At 40.6% G+C, this 19552-nt stretch carries 14 protein-coding genes; 10 read left to right on the top strand and 4 right to left on the bottom strand.

Annotated features, from left to right (window positions below; all coding sequences use genetic code 11):
- Window positions 1-42 precede the first annotated feature (42 nt).
- Together H9647_RS10680 and H9647_RS10685 are read left to right on the top strand one after the other, a co-directional pair.
- Window positions 43-408: a hypothetical protein gene (locus H9647_RS10680; RefSeq protein ID WP_191799751.1), complete on the top strand. Its 366-nt coding sequence runs from the start codon at window positions 43-45 to the stop codon at window positions 406-408.
- A 20-nt stretch (window positions 409-428) separates the two neighbouring features.
- The gene (locus tag H9647_RS10685) at window positions 429-1661 is read left to right on the top strand and encodes a sialidase family protein (protein ID WP_191799752.1); all 1233 of its coding nucleotides are present in this window, start codon (window positions 429-431) and stop codon (window positions 1659-1661) included.
- A gap of 248 nt (window positions 1662-1909) precedes the next feature.
- On the opposite strand, the gene H9647_RS10690 is transcribed toward H9647_RS10685, so the two are convergent.
- The 3 genes from H9647_RS10690 to H9647_RS10700 all read right to left on the bottom strand — a co-directional run bounded on the left by H9647_RS10690 (window position 1910) and on the right by H9647_RS10700 (window position 5382).
- Window positions 1910-2935 (bottom strand): substrate-binding domain-containing protein, encoded by a 1026-nt coding sequence (locus H9647_RS10690; protein WP_191799753.1) that lies wholly within the window; start codon window positions 2933-2935, stop codon window positions 1910-1912.
- Between the two features lie 159 nt (window positions 2936-3094).
- Window positions 3095-4276 (bottom strand): glycoside hydrolase family 130 protein, encoded by a 1182-nt coding sequence (locus tag H9647_RS10695; RefSeq protein WP_191799754.1) that lies wholly within the window; start codon window positions 4274-4276, stop codon window positions 3095-3097.
- Entirely contained in the window at window positions 4276-5382 is a 1107-nt protein-coding gene (locus H9647_RS10700) for an AGE family epimerase/isomerase (RefSeq protein ID WP_191799755.1), read from the bottom strand. The genes H9647_RS10695 and H9647_RS10700 overlap by 1 nt, the downstream gene beginning before the upstream one ends.
- Before the next feature lie 300 nt (window positions 5383-5682).
- On the opposite strand from H9647_RS10700, the gene H9647_RS10705 reads away from it, so the two are divergent.
- The 7 genes from H9647_RS10705 (at window position 5683) to H9647_RS10735 (ending at window position 13615) form a co-directional block, all read left to right on the top strand.
- On the top strand, window positions 5683-6999 hold the full coding sequence (locus H9647_RS10705; RefSeq protein ID WP_318245289.1) for an ABC transporter substrate-binding protein: 1317 nt from the start codon (window positions 5683-5685) through the stop codon (window positions 6997-6999).
- 90 nt (window positions 7000-7089) lie between these two features.
- Window positions 7090-7971 carry a carbohydrate ABC transporter permease gene (locus tag H9647_RS10710; RefSeq protein WP_191799757.1) on the top strand — a complete coding sequence of 294 codons (882 nt, stop codon included), beginning with the start codon at window positions 7090-7092 and terminating at the stop codon, window positions 7969-7971.
- Complete coding sequence (locus tag H9647_RS10715) at window positions 7971-8804, top strand: carbohydrate ABC transporter permease (RefSeq protein WP_191799758.1); 834 nt, start codon at window positions 7971-7973, stop codon at window positions 8802-8804. The genes H9647_RS10710 and H9647_RS10715 overlap by 1 nt, the downstream gene beginning before the upstream one ends.
- Before the next feature lie 29 nt (window positions 8805-8833).
- Window positions 8834-9856 (top strand): glycoside hydrolase family 130 protein, encoded by a 1023-nt coding sequence (locus H9647_RS10720; protein WP_191799759.1) that lies wholly within the window; start codon window positions 8834-8836, stop codon window positions 9854-9856.
- Between the two features lie 163 nt (window positions 9857-10019).
- On the top strand, window positions 10020-11006 hold the full coding sequence (locus tag H9647_RS10725) for a glycoside hydrolase family 5 protein (RefSeq protein ID WP_191799760.1): 987 nt from the start codon (window positions 10020-10022) through the stop codon (window positions 11004-11006).
- Window positions 11007-11354: 348 nt separating this feature from the next.
- Window positions 11355-12332: a glycoside hydrolase family 5 protein gene (locus tag H9647_RS10730; RefSeq protein WP_191799761.1), complete on the top strand. Its 978-nt coding sequence runs from the start codon at window positions 11355-11357 to the stop codon at window positions 12330-12332.
- Window positions 12333-12484: 152 nt separating this feature from the next.
- A complete protein-coding gene (locus H9647_RS10735; protein ID WP_191799762.1) occupies window positions 12485-13615 on the top strand; it encodes an NAD(P)/FAD-dependent oxidoreductase in 1131 nt (376 codons plus the stop codon).
- A gap of 154 nt (window positions 13616-13769) precedes the next feature.
- Here the strand turns inward: H9647_RS10735 and H9647_RS10740 are convergent, their stop codons facing one another.
- Window positions 13770-14771, bottom strand: a complete 1002-nt coding sequence (locus tag H9647_RS10740) for a cation diffusion facilitator family transporter (protein ID WP_191799763.1) — start codon at window positions 14769-14771, stop codon at window positions 13770-13772.
- 305 nt (window positions 14772-15076) lie between these two features.
- Between H9647_RS10740 and H9647_RS10745 the strand changes: the two genes are divergently transcribed.
- Window positions 15077-19513: an endo-1,4-beta-xylanase gene (locus tag H9647_RS10745; protein WP_191799764.1), complete on the top strand. Its 4437-nt coding sequence runs from the start codon at window positions 15077-15079 to the stop codon at window positions 19511-19513.
- The last annotated feature ends 39 nt before the right edge of the window (window positions 19514-19552 follow it).

Raw genomic sequence — 19552 nt, forward strand, 5'->3', positions numbered from 1 at the left:
TACAAACCATTAATAGAAGGTAAGCTGAAAGGAGGGAGACTTGTGCCATATTCTACGGGTTTAATCTATAATTCTTCAGGTGTAAGCGGGGCAACGCAAATCTTAGTAACCTGTTTAAATGATTCCCCATATATCCCTTCTAATATTGAAATTCAAGTTTTCAAATGGAATGTATCTTTAACCAGCCGAACACCAATTGGCCTTAATTTAATTCAAGTTCAACCGCTCACGACAAAAACATTACTCTACGCACTTTCAGACGCAGGATATTATGAAGTCCAGAGTGATTTTTTTAGTGCAACAAGTTCCATTATCCATGTATATGGCATTGATTCAGCTGGAGGAATTATTCAGCGTGTCCTTCAATCGGAGATGACTTACATTGATCAATTTACGATTACTTCTTAGGAAAAGGGAGGGTGAACGAAATGCCAGTGGTTAATATTACTGCGGGACTTGGCGGTACGCAGTTCGAGCCTTCCATTGCAGTAAATACTTTAAATCCAAATGTACTATGTGTAGTGGCCGTAGATACAAGTTCGGGACCTACACGAACCGGTTTTTATCGATCAATAGATGGTGGATTAACTTGGACAACTGAAATTCTTCCTCAGCCAGTAGGATACTCAGGTGCAGAAGCGCCTACGATAGATTACACATTTCCTCAAACATTCATTGTAACCGTACATGTATTTAATGATTTGAATGACGGTACAATTGTCAGCTATACCTCTTTTGATGACGGTGAAACATGGTCACCGCCTGTCTTTGTTCAGCGTGGCTATGGTACAGTAGTTCACAATGATGAACCATTTATATCCGTAGATCGATCTCCCGGTAGTCCATACCGTGGAAATGCATATGTCGGTTATACGCCGCTTGCTGGATCTGCGTCTTCTATCTTGGTACAGCGCTCCTTAGACCAAGGATTGAACTGGGAAGTACCAGACCGCATTTCAGATCCTCGAGGATTTCACGATCGTGCAGCACTTGCCATTGGTTTTTCTGGGCAAGTCTATGCTGGTTTTATATTAACAGGTCCAATTAATCCAATTGCTTTTTTGCGAATTTCATATGATGGGGGAGTAACCTATCAACCTCCTGTTCTAAGGCAGTCTTCTTTCATATCTTCTGTAGTCAAAGCACCATCTCCATTGCCTGTACCAAATTATAACTTTCGTGTTCAGACGAATTTAAGTTTAGGTGCGGACATCTCAAATGGTCCATTTAGCGGTAGTGTGTATGGCGTATGGAATGATGCAAGAAATGGTTATACCGATATCCTGTTATGCAAGTCTCCCGATGGTCTTCTCTGGACGGCGCCGGTTAGTATTACGGGAGCGCCTCCAGGTTCACAGAACTTCAGCCCCTCTATTACCGTGTCGCCATTTACGGGAACCATACGTGTGATCTACTATACGAATCGGATTAACGGATTTCTTCTGGATGTGTTTGTTGCTGAGTCATTTGACGGGGGAGCTTCCTTTGCGAACCGGCGGGTCACAACGACCTCATTTAATCCGAACGGAATATCTCCGATCCCTACAGACCTTATTGGTGACTATATTACGGCGGCAACGATTGCTCCTGATAATCTCGCTGCCGTATGGAATGCGACCACTCTTCCTACAGGGAAAATGGACATTTATTATGGGACATAACTTTTGAAAAGGGAAGATAGACAGACTAGAGTAATCGTATATACATTTGTGTATAAATTGTATACAAATGTATACATAATATAGAAAGGGATCAATGCGTAACTAACATGGACCTACTGACGAATTAAAGCATAGAGAAGGTGGGAGACATCGAGACCATGGCAATACAAAGAAAATATAAAAAAAGAAGTTAAATACAAAAAGGATGCAGAGCTATGATTACTTTGCATCCTTTTTGTATTTTCCTGTTATTCAGATCTATCTGCCGGATTCAACGGTTTTACGGAATCTCTGTAGATAATTTCCCCTTTTACAACCAGTCTGCCAAAACGCACATCTGGATGATTGATTTGACGAAGAAGAGACTGAACAGCAGTTTGAGCCATTTGATTGATGTTAACATCAATGGTCGTTAGATGAGGCTCCATAAGGGTGGCATAAATATCGTTATCAAAACCAACGACGGAGCAATCTTCTGGTACCCGGTGACCCATCAGCTTGAGCTTCTGTACAACGGAGTATGCGACTTGGTCACAGTTACATACAAATGCAGTAGGAAGCGGAGAGGGGAGTTCAATGTCAATGTAGGTTCCCTGTTCGTCCCGATCATTAATAATCCACTTGGGTTCTAAATGAATGTGATGCTCGAGCAGAGACTTGTAATATCCTAGGAAGCGATCCTGAATACTGCTTGTGGAATAAAGGTTACCCACATATGCAATATCCCGATGTCCTTGTTGGATTAAATAATTTGTAAGTTCATAGGCACCATAGAAATTATCTGTGACTACAGAATCGATACTCGAGTGTTCGTCATAAAAATCCAAAAACAGTTTTGGTTGTTCTATGTTCTCAATCACTTCGATATAAGACTTATTAATTTGACCAAGAACGATAAAGCCATCTACTTTACGGTCGTAGTAAATTCTAGGAAGCAGGAGTCCTTCTTCATCAGAACCGCTAAGGATGTGCAAAATCCCGTAATATCCAGTGGCTTCTAAAGACTTTGATATTTCTTGGTAGACACGTAGATAGAAGGATTGATCAGGACCCGTAAATCTTTCAGGAATAATGACCCCAATGTTATAGGTTAATCCTTCGCGCATCGTTTTAGCGGCCATATTCACTCGGTATCCAAGTTCACTTGCCAGCTGTTTAATTCGTTCCTTTAGCTCATCACTTACGCCTTCTTTATCATTAAGTGCTTTCGACACCGTTACACTACTCACGCCTAGCTGGTTCGCTATGTCACGCATAGTGATGTTTTTATTCATCACATCATCTCCTTTATTCCCGCGGGTGTTGATTATATATGAAGTAAACTAATGATTTTAAAGTAATTAGTTATACGCATGTTAAGTATACCTTCTTCTGGGAAACGAATAAAGAAGATGAATGAAATAATGCAGCGACAAATATAGTAAAAAGCGAATTTATTTCGTTACTTTTAATAAGGATTCATTCTTCTTAATTAATTGTGCACGCTGTGCTGCGGAACCCAGGGAACGGAAGGTGTCAGCTGGTGTATTAAATGTATAATCGATCAATTTGTCGATGGTTGTTGTTGCCACATGGATACGAGTATCGCTGGAAGCATAATAAATGAACACTTCTTCCTGATCATTCACAACAGCTCCGTTACAAAATACAACATTTGATACATCTCCGACTCTCTCATCATCATAAGGAGCAAGGAAATGACCACCTGGTTTGGCGATGATTTCTGTAGGGTCCAAAAGACTAGTAGCAAACGTATAGAGTACATAGCGTAGTCCAGCTGCTGTGTTTCTTACTCCATGAGCAATATGAATCCAGCCGCGATCTGTTTTAATCGGTGCAGGACCTTGTCCATTTTTCACTTCATATACGGTATGGTATTGACGCTCGTCAATTATAAATTCTTCATCAATAACAGGGTTTAAAATGTCTTCACAGTAACCAAAGGCAATTCCGCCTCCTGATCCTGTAGAAATAAATCCGTCCTGAGGACGAGTGTAGAACGCGTATTTTCCATCAACAAATTCAGGGTGGAGAACAACATTACGCTGCTGCGGTGAATTTGTCTTAATATTAGGAAGTCTTGTCCAAGTCTTTAGATCTTGAGTACGTACGAATCCCGCTTGTGCAACCGCACTAGATGTATCAAAAGGAGCTGCATCCGGATCTTTTTGTTCAGAACAGTAGATGCCATAAATCCATCCATCCTCATGTTTCACAAGCCTCATGTCATACATATTGGTCTCGTTCTCATCAATGTCTTCCCACACTAAGGGTTCTCCTACAAAACGGAAATTATCGATACCGTTATCGCTTTCAGCTAAAGCAAAAATGGATTTACGGTCCAGACCTTCGGTGCGTGATACAAGTACGTATTTTCCATCATGATAAATCGCCCCTGGATTCAATGTAGCATTAATCCCGAGTCTTTCCATAAAGTAAGGATTTTGTTCTTCATCCAAATCAAATCTCCAGTGAAGGGGAACGTGATGTCGGGTAAGAACTGGATTTTCATATCGATCGTAGATTCCATTGTAAAATTGTTCGTTCACTTTATTTTCTTTGTTTAGCAATTCCTCTTGTTTTGCAAGTAGTTCATCATATTTTTTGTGTACCATTATTTATTCATCCTCTCCATAATTTCTATACAAAAACGGCTGTTGTGATAAGGACACTTCCAAGCACCTGCGATTTCACGCTGATCATGGCTGCCATCTTCTTTTACTGCCCACACCCATTCACTTCCAGGTCTTGAGTCAATAATATGGTCTTTCGTATATTTCCATAGGTTTGTAACAAGATCCATGAATAATGGATCTTTTGTACACTGATAGGCGTTATAAAATCCTACAATAGCCTCAGCCTGTACCCACCATATTCTTGTTGTATCCATATGATCTTTTTCGCGTTCATTAGCAAGAGAGCCATCACTTTGAATGGCACTTTTTGCAACGGAATAAGCCAAATCAATAATCATTTTTTTGTGATCAGGATTTTCAGAACCAATAACTTGCATAGCGTCATCGATAAGCCAGCTTGCTTCAATATCATGACCGTAAGAAGTAAGGTCAAGTAATGAATTCCAGTTCTGATCAAAGAAAACATGAAGTCTGCCTAGATTTGCGTCAAACATACGGTCGTGAAGGATATGAAGCAGATTTTCAAGCGCAGCTCGAACTCTGCTGTCTGGCCACACACGATAAAGCGTAGTATACGCTTCCAAGATATGAATGTGTGTATTCATCGTTATGCTTGCGATGACATTGTTTTCACTTAACATCTCGTTAGGCTGTTCCTGCCAACTGCGATTAAATTCTTCCTTATAGGCGTTGATCTCGGGGTCATAACCTTTTTCCTCAATGAGAAAAAATAAAGTCTTGGCAAGTTCTAAAGCTTCTTCATTGTGTAATGCCCGGTAATACTCACTTAAACTATACACGGCAAAAGATTGGTTATAGATATGTTTACGCGTATCGAGGGGATTACCTTGGTAATCAACAGACCAATATACACCGCCGAATTCAGGATCAAGAAGTTTCTCTTTCAGAAAACGGAAGGAGTGATTGGCATGATCAGCATACGCTTGAGAGTTTAAGTAACGATAAGCAGCTGAGAAAGACCAAAGAATCCTTGAGTTTGCGATTCCGCCTTTTGCTGCGGTTTTATCTAACTTCAAGCTGTAATCCAGCTCCCCGTAATATCCCCCTTGTTCGTCATCCTTCATATTTGTCCAGAAAGGAAGAATATGAGATATCCATTCATCTCGTATCTCGGCAGTTAGGGTGTTTAAAGAATGGACCAAAAAGTCACAACCTCTCTAAAATGAAATTCATTTAAGTAAACGATAACTTAACCAAATATTAAATACCTTTTTAATGCTTGTCAATGATTTAACGGAAACAGTTCACTATAAAAGAAAGGGAAATAGAAACAAAAATAAGGGTTGACTGGAAAGCGTTATCATTATAAACTTTGGTTTGTAACTTAATCGTTAACTTAAAAACAATTGAAAGGGGTTATGAATGTGAGTAATAAAAAAGGGTTATTTAAGTTTTTATCTGTATTTCTCATCATCTCCATCTTGGCAGCATGCTCTTCTAATGGAGGAGATGATTCAAGTGATTCAGCTTCAGGCGATCCTGGGGCAATTAAAGGTGAAATCACCGTTATCACGCAGAGAACAGATATTGTTGATACGGTATTTAAAGAGTATGCCAAGAAATTTAATGAAAAGTATCCAGATGTAAAAGTGAATTTTGAAGCACTTTCTGATTATGAAGGTCAAATCAAAATTCGGATGAACACGGATGAATATGGCGATGTTCTTTTGATCCCAACGAGTGTTCCTGTTGCAGATCTTCCTAGTTTCTTTGAACCACTTGGAAGCTATGATGAGATGAAAACACAATACACAGGTATTGAAGAACGGATGGTTGACAGTACAATCTACGGAATTCCAGTAGCGATTACATACTCCGGTGTTATCTACAACAAGCAAGTGTTTAAAGATGCTGGTGTAACGGAAATTCCGCAAACGATTGATCAGTTTATGGAAGCTCTTAGAAGTGTGAAAGCAAACACAGATGCTACTCCACTGTACACAAACTATGCAGCAGGTTGGCCGCTGACACAGTGGGAATCTGATCTTACGACGGTAGCTGGCGATGTTGATTATGTAAACGTTACACAGCCAAACAGTGATGATAACTTTGTGGCAGGTCAGCCACACTATGATCTTTATAAAATTCTGTATGATGCAACAAAAGAAGGTTTGATTGAACGCGATCCTACGACAACAGACTGGGAGAGTTCAAAAGCAGATTTAGGACAAGGGAAAATAGCAACGATGGTTCTTGGATCTTGGGCAATTGACCAAATTAAAGGTTCGGCAACGAATCCAGATGATATCGGATTTATGCCATTCCCTACTAACGCAGAGAATGTAATTGTACCACTCGGAGCAGATTACAACCTAGCTATTAACGTAAACAGCAAGAATAAAGCAGCTGCAAAAGCATGGGTAGACTTTTTCATACATGATTCTAACTATGCAGTAGAACAAGCAGGCAGCATCAGTGCGGTTGTTGGCGCGGAACTTCCTGAAATATTGAAAGAGTACGGCGATAAAGGCGTAGAGTTTAAAACCATTACCGCTTCCGAAGAAGGACAAGAAGGTCTAGTAGATAAGATCGATAAAGAAGCGGAAGTTGGTCTCTGGCAGCCTGACTTTAAGAAAAGAATTATTGAAGCTGGGCTTGGTAACCGGAAAGAGTCTTACGATGACATTATGAAAGACTTGAATGATGCTTGGGTAGAGGCTCGCAAAACAGTAGCCGAATAGAGATAGTGAATGGTTCAGGAGATCATCTAAGACCGTGCGGATGATCTTCTGAAAATTCATATAAAATGGCTGGATAAGTGGAGGTATGGCATGTTTAAATTATCTAATTTAAGTTACGCCAATCAGAGAAAATTAATTATACTGGCGTTCTCGTTAATTCCGATTATTCTATTAGTTACATTTGCTTACCTGCCCGTAGTTAATATGTTCAAATACAGTTTTACGAGCTGGAATGGTTACAGCAAAAACATGGAATATGTAGGTTTTAAAAACTATATTAACATTTTTACAAATCCTGAATATTTTGCTGTGTTTAAAGTAAGTTTGTATTACTTTGTAGCTACCTTTTTCCAAATGGGTCTGGCTCTATACTTTGCAACGATATTAAGTTTTAAAGTTCGGTTTAAAAACTTCTTTAAAGGAGTTTTGTTTTTCCCTTATATGTTAAATGGAGTTGCCATTGGTTTTATATTTTTATTCTTCTTTAGACCAGATGGAACCTTTGATACGTTACTGAATACACTCGGACTTGGTGAGTATATAACACTCTGGCTTGGTAATCCAGACGTAATTAACATTTCACTTGCAAGTGCTTCCGTATGGAGATATATGGGCTTTAACTTCATTATCTTCCTCGGGGCTATTTCCTCGATTGATAAAGATATATATGAAGCGGCGGATATCGATGGTGCGAATAAATGGCATCAATTTAAACATATTATTATCCCGAGTATTAAACGGATCGTACAACTGAATCTAATTCTTGCGATTAGCGGCGCGATCAGTGCTTTTGATATTCCATACATTATGGTTGACGGAGCAAATGGCAGTAAAACGTTTGTTATTCAGACCATTGATATGGCGTTCAAATACGGGAAGTTCGGTCTTGCTTCAGCGATGGCAGTGGTGCTCTTATTTATCGTCATCATTGTTACCTTGTTGCAGCGCCTTGTCATTAAGGAGGATAACTGATGTTTACCCTTAAGAAATCAGTAGCGTCGGCTATTAAATATATATCGTTAATCGTAGGTTCTCTTGTCGCTATTGTACCGATCCTTGTTGTGTTTTTTGCTTCATTTAAAACAAAAGAAGAGTATGCAACAACGAGTCCGATTACACCACCGGCAGATTGGACTAACGTGAGTAACTATGTAACTGCTTTTATTGATGGGAATATGCTCATCGGATTTATGAACACTTTTATCATTTTAATTATCTCTATTGTGGGTGCAACCTTAACAGGTTCTATGATCGCTTATATCCTAAGCCGGTTTAAATTTAGAGGCAAAAAATTGCTTATGGGTGCTTTCCTGCTTGCAACACTGATTCCAAGTGTAACTACACAGGTAGCCACTTTCCAGATTATTAATGCACTTGATCTTATGAATACAAGATGGGCAGCAATTGTTCTATATTTGGGAACCGATATCATTGCGGTTTATATTTTCTTGCAATTCCTAGATACCATTTCGCAGGCACTAGATGAGTCGGCAATGCTTGATGGTGCGTCGTACTTTACGATTTATTGGAGAATTATTCTTCCATTACTTATGCCGGCGATCGTCACAGTCATTATTGTAAAAGGTGTCAATATTTATAATGACTTCTATACACCTTTCCTATATATGCCGAAGACGGATTTACAAGTAATATCGACCGCGTTATTTAAATTTAAGGGTCCTTATGGATCCCAATGGGAAGTAATCAGTGCGGGGATTATGATAGCGATTATTCCTACACTTATTATATTCATGAGCCTTCAAAAGTATATTTACAATGGTTTAACAAACGGTTCTGTTAAATAATTATCAAAAAATGGAGAGGGGATTTTACAATGTCAAACGTAAATATTATTGGACAAGCTTTGCCGAACATGCCATGGGAGAACAGACCAGAAGGGGTTACGACACCCGTATGGAGACATTCCGCAAACCCAATTATCGATCGTAATCCGGTGAAAGGAATTGCGCGAATTTTTAACAGTGCAGTAGTGCCTTATGAAGATGGTTATATGGGGGTATTTCGTGCCGAAACAATAAACGGACGTCCTCATTTACATTTAGGAAAAAGTAAAGATGGCTTACAGTGGGAGATTGAAGAAGAAGCGATCGTTTTTACAGATGATAATGGTCAGCCTTATCGACCGAATTATGCTTATGATCCACGCGTAGTAAAAGTAGAAGACACTTATTATATCATTTGGTGTACAGATTTTTACGGAGCTGCTTTGGGATTTGCAAAAACAGAGGACTTCAAAACATTTACTAGACTTGAAAATCCATTCCTGCCTTTCAATCGTAACGGGGTTCTGTTCCCTAAGAAGAAAGATGGTAAATTCTTAATGTTGTCTAGACCAAGTGATAGCGGACATACTCCATTTGGTGATATTTTCCTTAGTGAAAGTCCTGATCTCGTGTATTGGGGGAAACATCGTCACGTCATGAGTAAAGGCGGACAAGGATGGTGGCAATCTGTGAAGATTGGCGGCGGACCAGCTCCCATTGAAACTTCAGAAGGTTGGCTGATGTTCTATCATGGTGTAACGGGTACTTGTAACGGTTTTGTATATAGCATGGGTGCCGTTATCCTTGATAAAGATGAGCCTTCAAAAGTGAAATATCGTTCCTCTACTTTTGTGCTTACTCCGGAGACTTGGTATGAAGAGAGAGGATTCGTTAACAATGTAATCTTCCCTTGTGCCACTCTTCAAGATGCGGATACTGGAAGAATTGCTATCTACTACGGAGCTGCGGATTCTTATGTAGGTGTTGCCTATACTGATGTAAACGAAATTGTTGAATATATTAAAAATACGCATGAAGATATTGCTGACGATCATGAGATTGGCCTCATCTAATAATGGATGTTCTATATTAAATCAACAAGAACTCTAGATTCAAGATTTGCGTTATACCAGTTGTTAATTCCATGCCTTCTAAATGAAGGCATGGAATTAATTTATACAGAGATCTATCATAAATCCGGATTAGGCTAAATCTCTCAACTAAATGGAGGTAACTATGCGTAATTTTAAAAGGTATTTTATTTCAACACTCGCCGTATTATTTATGTTTGGCGCATTTTCATCGGCACTACCGAAAGCGGAAGCTGCAACTGGTTTTTATGTAAGCGGTACCACCCTTTATGACTCTACGGGTAAAGCATTCAAGATTCGCGGTGTTACTCATGCCCACTCTTGGTATAAGGAAGATTCAGCAGAGGCAATGAAAGCAATTGCGAAAACAGGGGCAAATACCGTACGTATTGTCCTGTCAGATGGAACGAAATATACAAAAGATGATGCAGCTGCAGTAAAACATCTGCTTGATTTAGCTGAAGAAAACAAACTGATCGCGATCCTTGAAGTGCATGATGCAACAGGGAGTGACGAATATAGTGCGCTAGATCGTGCGGTAAACTATTGGATTGAACTGAAAGATGTTCTTGCTGGAAAAGAAGACCGGGTACTTATTAACATTGCGAATGAATGGTATGGCACTTGGGACAGCACCGGATGGGCTGAAGGATATAAGAAGGCGATTCCTAAACTGAGAGAAGCAGGAATGAATCACACCTTGATTATAGATTCAGCAGGATGGGGGCAATATCCGCAGTCAATCATCGACAAAGGTAAAGAAGTATTTCAAAGTGATCCAAATAAAAACACGATGTTCTCGATCCATATGTACGAATACGCTGGAGGAACTGCGGAGCAGGTAAAATCTAATATTGATGGGGTTATGAATCAAGGACTTGCGGTAATTGTAGGTGAATTTGGTCATAAACACACCGATGGCGATGTGGATGAAGCGACGATTATGAAGTACTCTGAGAAGAAGCAAATTGGCTGGATTGCTTGGTCTTGGAAAGGGAATGGGGAAGAATGGGCCTATTTGGATTTGTCTAAAGATTGGTCTGGGAATAGTTTAACAAAATGGGGAACAACCGTTGTACATGGTACTTATGGTTTGCAGATGACCAGCACAACGGCACCGATTTTTAAGTAAGTACATTTTTATCAGCTCGTACATGTAGATGGCTCCCACATAGGGGTCATCTTTTTAATTTCACTTTTTCAGGTCAAAATCTCTTATGCTAACGGACTTTTGAATCATTTTTATGGGATAACCATTGAGGCAACTAGAAATAGAAAGACAGAAAATAAGCATTATAGACCATTTACTGTAAGCGTTTTCTTATATAAAATTCAAAATAACTTAATCGATAAAGTTAAATTTATGTATTTTTTATTCCTCGCTGAATAACTTAATTAAAGTTCTGGTTTTACTTTATCTTGGTTTTAGTTCCATCTAGAAGATGAGAATTGAAATAAATAAAAATTAGGAGGTAGTTATATGCTTCGAGTGAAAAAAAGTTTTATTTCCATCTTGGCTGTTCTTACTGTATTTGCCTTTGGAGGGATCGTAGCGAAAGCAGAAGCTGCTGCAGGATTTTATGTAAGCGGAACCAAAATCTACGACTCTACGGGAAAACCTTTTGTGATGAGAGGGGTTAATTATGCACATTCATGGTTTAAGTCTGATCTAAATACGGCCATTCCTGCTATAGCAAATACGGGAGCTAATACCGTACGTATCGTATTATCCAATGGAAGTCAGTACACGAAAGATGATATCAATAGCGTGAAAAATATCATTTCTTTAGTATCACAGCATAAAATGGTCGCTATTCTTGAAGTACATGATGCGACAGGAAAAGATGATTATGCATCACTGGATCAGGCTGTGAACTACTGGATTAGCATCAAGGATGCTTTCATCGGAAAAGAAGACAGAGTCGTGATCAACATTGCGAATGAATGGTATGGAAGCTGGAACGGCAGCGGATGGGCTGATGGATACAAGCAGGCCATTCCCAAGCTTCGTAACACGGGAATTAAAAACACATTAATTGTGGATGCCGCAGGCTGGGGACAGTACCCGCAATCTATTGTCGACTATGGACAAAGTGTATTTGCAGCGGACTCTCAGAAAAACACAGTGTTCTCCATTCATATGTATGAATTTGCTGGGAAAGATGCAGCTACCGTGAAGTCAAATATGGAGAATGTGATAAACAAAGGTCTTCCGCTCATCATTGGTGAATTTGGTGGATATCATCAAGGTGCAGATGTGGATGAAACTGCAATCATGAAGTATGGACAAGAAAAAGGAATCGGCTGGCTGGCATGGTCTTGGCATGGAAACAGTGCCGATTTTAATTACTTAGATCTAGCAACCGGTCCAAATGGAAGTCTTACGAGCTGGGGGAACACCGTGGTTCATGGTACAAACGGGATTAAACAAACTTCAGTTAAAGCAGGTATCTTTTAATCGCTCTATTTATTATGATGGTTATGTTCCATAAGAATAGAAATTATAGTTCTATAAGATTAAGAATATATTTCACTTTAACAAACCCGCCTTCTTTTTGAAGTGCGGGTTTGTTATCATTGATACAGGTTGTAAGGAAAGGAATGTAATACATGAAGAAGAAAGTCATTGTCATCGGTTCAGGAATTCTAGGAGCATCAACCGCTTATCATTTGGTGAAAAAGGGAGCAGAGGTCATTATTATAGACCGCGGTGATAAAGGGCAAGCCACCGATGCTGCTGCCGGTATTATATGTCCTTGGTTATCACAGAGGCGTAATCAAGATTGGTACCAGCTTGCCAAAGCAGGCGCGAGTTTTTATCCTCATCTAATTCAAGAGCTTGAAGCTGAAGGGGAAACAGAAACCGGATATGCGAAAGTGGGTGCTCTTAGTATCCATACAGATGTAGAGAAAATCGTAAAAATAGAGGAAAGAGCACATATTCGTAAGCCAGATGCGCCAGAAATAGGGGAAATCACAAGACTTACAGAGAAAGAAACGCGTGAACGGTTTCCTCTATTAAAAGAAGATTACCATGCTGTACATATTAGCGGTGCGGCTCGCGTTGACGGCCGTGCGCTGCGTGATGCACTGATCCGCTCGGCAGAGCGAAAAGGGGCCGTTTTCATTCATGGGGATGCAGTCCTTGAGTATCAGTCAAACCGAGTAACAGGGGTCACCGTTGGAACCAAGAGTATTTCAGCTGATCAAGTGATCGTGTGTGCAGGTGCTTGGGCTGCATCCTTGCTGGCACCCTTAGGTATTTCTTTTCAAGTAAGTTATCAAAAAGCGCAAATTATGCATGTGCAAGTTCCAGATGATGAGGATACAGATCTATGGCCTGTAGTCATGCCGCCTACGGATCAATATTTGCTTTCTTTTGATAATCAAAAGATGGTTATTGGAGCTACACACGAAAATGATATTGAAGGATATGATACAAGAGTTACCGCAGGCGGGATGCATGAAGTGCTTACAAAAGGGATGGAAGTCGCACCAGGTTTAGCAAACAGTACACTTCAAGAGGTAAGAGTTGGTTTTCGTCCATTTACTCCTGGATTTTTGCCTGTGTTCGGTACGGTTCCGAAGTGGGAGGGGCTGTTAGTCGCCAATGGACTTGGTTCATCAGGCCTGACGATGGGTCCTTATATTGGAAGTCAGCTTGCGAAGCTAGCACTCGGACTGCCGCTTGATATGAATATTGATCCTTATGATGTGCGTAAAGCGATGCAAGGTAACTGAATAAGTCCTTTTAAACTTTCCTATTCACATGAAGAAGTACTTTCCCAGACTCTCTGAATTTGTCATTTATAAAGAATAATAGAGAGAGTGGGCAGAGATAAAGTAAAAGAGTCATGCTTATGATAAGCATGACTCTTTTACTTTATAGAGTATTTTATTTTACAATTTCTGAATCCTTTTTAATCCAACTCGTAATTCCATCATCTTCAATAATAGAAATGACTGCATCAGCGATATCTGGATTTTGCATGAGTTTTTCCTGGATTCGGAATTTGACATCATCAGCATCCGCAAGTGTCAGCCCTTTATGAAGTTCAATTAAACCTTCCACATGGTAATAACGTCCTTCCTGAATAATGCGCATCAGTTGGATATCCGCCACATGCGTATCTGCAAAAATCGTCTGAGACACCTTGTCTTCGATATCTTGAGGGGCAGCAACCCCGATCAGACCAATCATATTGTCATAGCCGACTCGGAAAGCAACGGCAATCATCAAGCAACCAATGAGCGTGGTGACAATTCCATCCATGAGTGCAAAATTGGTGAGTGCAATGACAATGACAGAGATCAAGGCAAAAAGTGCACCTAATACTGCAACCACATCTTCATAGAATACTAACCTTGTTGGCGGGGCAGCTCGACCCACATTTTTGATGGCAGCGGGAACAAGAGCAAATCCTTTCGCCTCAGGAGCGCGCGATTCCTTGAGAATCTCTTTCATCGCTTTAAACAAAATGGCACCATCAATGAGAATATTCAGCACCAGTACACCAATATTAATCCATAGACCACCTGAATGGCCGGTAGGATGCTGCAATAAATGAATCCCTTCATGAATGGTCTCATAGGCCATAATCGTAACGACGATGACAGCAATCATACAGAAAATATTGATTACACGTCCAAATCCAGTAGGGAAGCGATCAGTGGGCTTTTTCTCAGACAATACACTGCCGACAAAGACAAATCCCTGATTAATGGCGTCTGCGAGCGAATGCATGGCTGAGGCGAACATGGCTCCGCTGCCACTGAATATAAATGCTCCACCTTTGCATAAAGCAAGCACCGCATTACCCGCCATAGCGATGGCGGACGAAGCATTTCCTTTCTTTACGAGAGAAATAAAACTTTCTGATTTCGGTTGTTCGATCACTTTTTCTTTTCCTCCTAGAGAACATTTGTAATAGATGTTTTGCAATAAGACAAGTTTGCTTTATATCCATGTTTTTCCATGCAACTGAATTATAACTTTTTTTACCCATTTTGGGTTGATGTAAAAAGCTCTAGGAAACTTTTATTTTTCATTATGTATTACAGCAACACCTTTGATTTTTACAGTAAGATCTATAGTTTGTCAGGTTTCCGTCAACCAGGATACCCGTCATAATAGATCAGGAAGCGTCACAAAGTGATTTGAAAGCGTTTGCTTTGTGGTGTAATCATAAGGGAGGGAACGTAATGAGGAGTAAAATATCAAGTGTATTAGCTTTCATCATGTGCATAACCATCATGGCACCACAAGGTTTATGGCTTCCCAAAGCAGATGCTGCTGCAGTCGGTGATACGGTTGTAAGCAGTGATTTTGAAACAGGAGTTGATCAGTGGTTCAAGCGGGGTTCTGAAACCGTTACACAAAGTACGTATGATGCGCAGAGCGGCAACGGAAGTTTGCTGACAACAGGGCGTACGGCGACATGGAATGGACCAGGGATTAATGTAACAGAAAAACTGGTGAAGGGTGCTACCTATGAATTCTCTATCTATGCCAAATTAAAAGAAGCAGGTTCAGCTACCATTGAATTGACACTGAACCAATCTGATTTGCCAAAAATAGATGGTAAAGAGAATCCGGATACTTACGTCAAAATCGACTCAAATACCGTAACAGAAGCCGACTGGGTACAACTGGTAGGAGAGGTTCAAGTTGATAAGCGTGCGAGCGGATATCAAGTGTATGTACAATCTACCGACAATGCAACGGTTGATTATTACATCGATACGTTCTCTGCTAAACTTGTCAAACTGCCGGAAGACTCTGAGCCAACATTACCGGGTGATGGGGAAATTGACCAACCAGGTAATATATTTGATTTTGAAGACGGCCAAGGTAAATGGATTCGTCGCAATGGAGATGGTCAGATAAGTGTCACTGATCAAGCTAATCATACGACAGGCGGTTCAAAAAGCTTGCTGACTACCATTTCTGAGCAGTATGATGGACCTCTTCTCGATGTACTAAAAAAGATGAATCCAAACGATAAATATGACTTATCCGCATGGGTGAAAATGGCACCTGATTCGCCGCCGACGACCCTTCGAATATCAGTTCAATCAGGCAAAAACAGCTTTTCAAATGTGTCCTCAGACGTACTTGTCACATCAGGACAGTGGATACAGTTGAAAGGTACATATACTGTACCTGCGGCACCTGAAGTACTTAACGTTTATGTTGAATCAGTAGAAAAGCCTGCTGAGGCAAGATCGTTTTACCTAGATGATTTTCAGATATCATTAAGTGCTCCTGCATCGGGTCCAAAGCCGCTGCCAATTCAGACTGACATTGACGCTCTCAAAACGGTTTATGAGCAATACTTCGATATTGGGGCAGCAGTGGAACCTCCTCGATTGAGTGGAAATATTCAGCAGCTTCTTGATTTTCACTATAATTCCGTTGTTGCTGAGAACTCAATGAAACCACAGTCCATGAGTCCGTCCGAAGGGAAATGGAACTTTTCGTCAGCGGATATAATTGCACAGTATGCAATGGACAATAATCTGAATTTGCGGCTGCATACCCTTGCGTGGCACTCACAGGCTGCAGAGTGGATGTTTAAGGATGCAAATGGCGTAGCTCTTGAAGCAACACCAGAAAATAAGAAACTTGTCCTGGATAGACTAACGAATTATATACAAGTTGTGCTTCGCCACTTTAAGGATATGGGAGTTACGATCCACGATATTGATGTAGTTAATGAAGTCATTGACGAAGGTCAGCCGGATGGTATGCGCAGAAGTGAATGGTACCGGTTAACGGGTACAGACTTTATTAAGACTGCATTTATCGTCGCTAGAGAAGAGCTTCCAACTGCGAAGCTGTATATCAATGACTATAATACACACAGTCCGAAAAAACGCGATGCTATGTTTGATCTTGTTATGAAACTTAAAGACGAAGGTGTACCTATCGATGGAGTCGGTCACCAAACACATATTAATATCAGCGGTCCTTCCATTGAGCAAATCTCAGATTCGATTCGAAAATTCGGTGAAGCAGGTTTTGATAATCAATTAACAGAGGTTGACGTATCTGTATACACCAACAATACTACGAGCTATGATACGATTCCTGAGAACTTGCTCGTATCGCAAGGGTACCGATACAAAGAATTATTCAAAGAGTTGATTCGCCTAGATAATCTTGGAAGAACAGATAAGAATCCTGAAGGATGGATTAGCAATGTGACACTCTGGGGCATAGCAGATGATTTTACCTGGCTTCATAACCGTCCGATCGATCGCCAGGATGCACCTTTCCCATTTGACAAACAACATCAAATCAAATATGCATACTGGGGAATGGTTGAAGCGGTAAAAACAATATTCCCTTCCAAACTTCCTGTCTCCGGAAAAGCGGCTACCGCAGCGCAAGGTACACCAAAAGCAGGGGATCCTAAAGATATTGCCTGGGGTACAATTCCGGCTATGAAAACGGAAAGTCTTGGTACACTTGAAGCAGATGTAAAAGTGTTGTGGGACGCGCTTCATTTATATGTTCGAGTGGCAGTAAAAGATAACACGAAAGACTCTACAGATAAGATTGAACTGTTTACGGATGAGGGTGGTAACAATAAACGGACATTTACACGCGATGACTCATCAGTAACTGAAGTAGAAGGTGGATACGTTCTAACAACAGCAATTCCACTGGAAGGAAAGCTCGGAGATAAAGTCAAATTCGATGTAAGAGTAACTGACCATGGTGTTAACGACGGTTCTGAACAGGGCGGCAATGGAATGATCGTATCATGGAGTGACCCGCGAAATGCGCAGGAGCATGATACACAAGGATACGGGGTACTCACTTATATTGAAGCAACGAAAATTGGCACCGCTATCAAAGGCACGCCTATCATTGATGGTGAACTGGATGCAGTTTGGGCGAGTGTACCTGTGTATAAAACGGATGTGAAAGTTGAACAGACAGGTAGTGGAGCAGCCAAAGCAGATTTCCGCACGATGTGGGATGATGAAAACTTATACGTATATGGAATGATCACAGACAGCGTATTAAGCGATGCTATTAAAGAAAGTGCTCATGAACAAGATTCCATTGAAATTTTTGTGGATCAGAATAATGGAAAGACAACAGCATATCAAGATGATGACGGTCAGTATCGTATTAATTTTAAAAATGTGAGAACGACCGCTGGGCATGCATCGGAAGATAATTTCACTTCGCAGACAAAAATTGTTCCAGGAGGGTATGTTGTTGAAGCAGCAATATCACTGGATAAGATTAAAGTGACTCCGAATACGGTAATTGGTTTTGATCTACAGGTAAATGACGATCAGGACGGGGGTTCTCGGGATAGTGTATTCATATGGAATGATCCTACGGGTCTATCTTATACGAATACATCAAGGTTTGGTGTTCTTCAGTTCAAGGATAAGGAGACTGCTCCAAGTCCATCACCAAATCCATCACCTAGTCCAGCACCAAGTCCGTCACCAAACACCAATCAAAATACAAATGAGTCAACTTCAATACAGGTGAGCAAGGATGCGAACGGTCATGCTACCGCAAAAGTGAGCAATGCAGCTTTCACTGAAGCGTTGAAGAAAGTGAAATCAGGCCGAATCTTGTTCGATATTCCGTTACCAAGCGGTACAACAAAGGTGAATGTGAAACTGCCAGTAGATCAGATTAAGACAGCTAAGGCATCTGGTGTCAAGGAATTAGAAATCAATGCGGGTCTAGCTAAGTTAGTTGTGCCTAGCACTTTAATTCCTGATTCGGCGGGTACGGCCGATGCAGAATTCAGCATCGAAAAAGTGGATGACAATTTATTGACGGATGCAATTCGCAGCAAAGTCGGAAACAATCCTGTGTTCGACTTCCAATTAACTATTGGCGGAAAGCAAATCAGTAATGCAAGCAAAAACCAAAAAATTCAAATTGCGATTCCTTATGCGTCAAAAGAAAACGAGAAAAAGGAACAAGTTGTCGTGTACTCCATAAACGGCAACAACAGCTTCCAGATTATTAACAACGGACACTATAATCCAGCTACCTCTATGGTAGAGTTTCGTGTTAATGACTTCAGTAAATTCACAATGGGACATGTAAATGTGAACTTCACTGATTTAAATCAAACGGAGTGGGCGAAAGAGAGCATTTCTGCGTTAGCAGCTCGTAATATCGTGCAAGGCGCAACGGATCAATCGTTTTTACCTCGAAAAGAAGTAACACGTGCTGAATTCGTACAAATGCTGATCAGTACACTTAACCTGGAAGCTACGAATACAGGAGTGAACTTCAGTGACGTAGAGAAGGGGCAATGGTATTCTGAAGCGATTACAGCGGCATATCAAGCAGGAATCGTTCAGGGTAAGAAGAATGGAACCTTTGGCGTCCATGATAAAATCACTCGTGAAGATATGGCAGTTATGACGCTTAGAGCATTAAAGGCGACTGAATTCACGGGGAACACGAACAACCCAGAATCAACTTTTGCAGATCATTCAGCAATTGCGGATTATGCAAAAGAAGCAGTAGCAGCTTTGAAGCAAGCAGGCATCATCAGCGGCATGCCGAATGGCAAATTCCTGCCTAAGGCTACAGCTAGCCGGGCAGAAGCAGCGGTGATTTTGCATCAATTACTAAGTTTGAACTAATAAAATGTAAAAGGGACGTTGTTAACTATTTAGCTGTAA

The sequence above is a fragment of the Paenibacillus gallinarum genome, assembly GCF_014836635.1.
GTDB classification, from domain to species: domain Bacteria; phylum Bacillota; class Bacilli; order Paenibacillales; family Paenibacillaceae; genus Paenibacillus; species Paenibacillus gallinarum.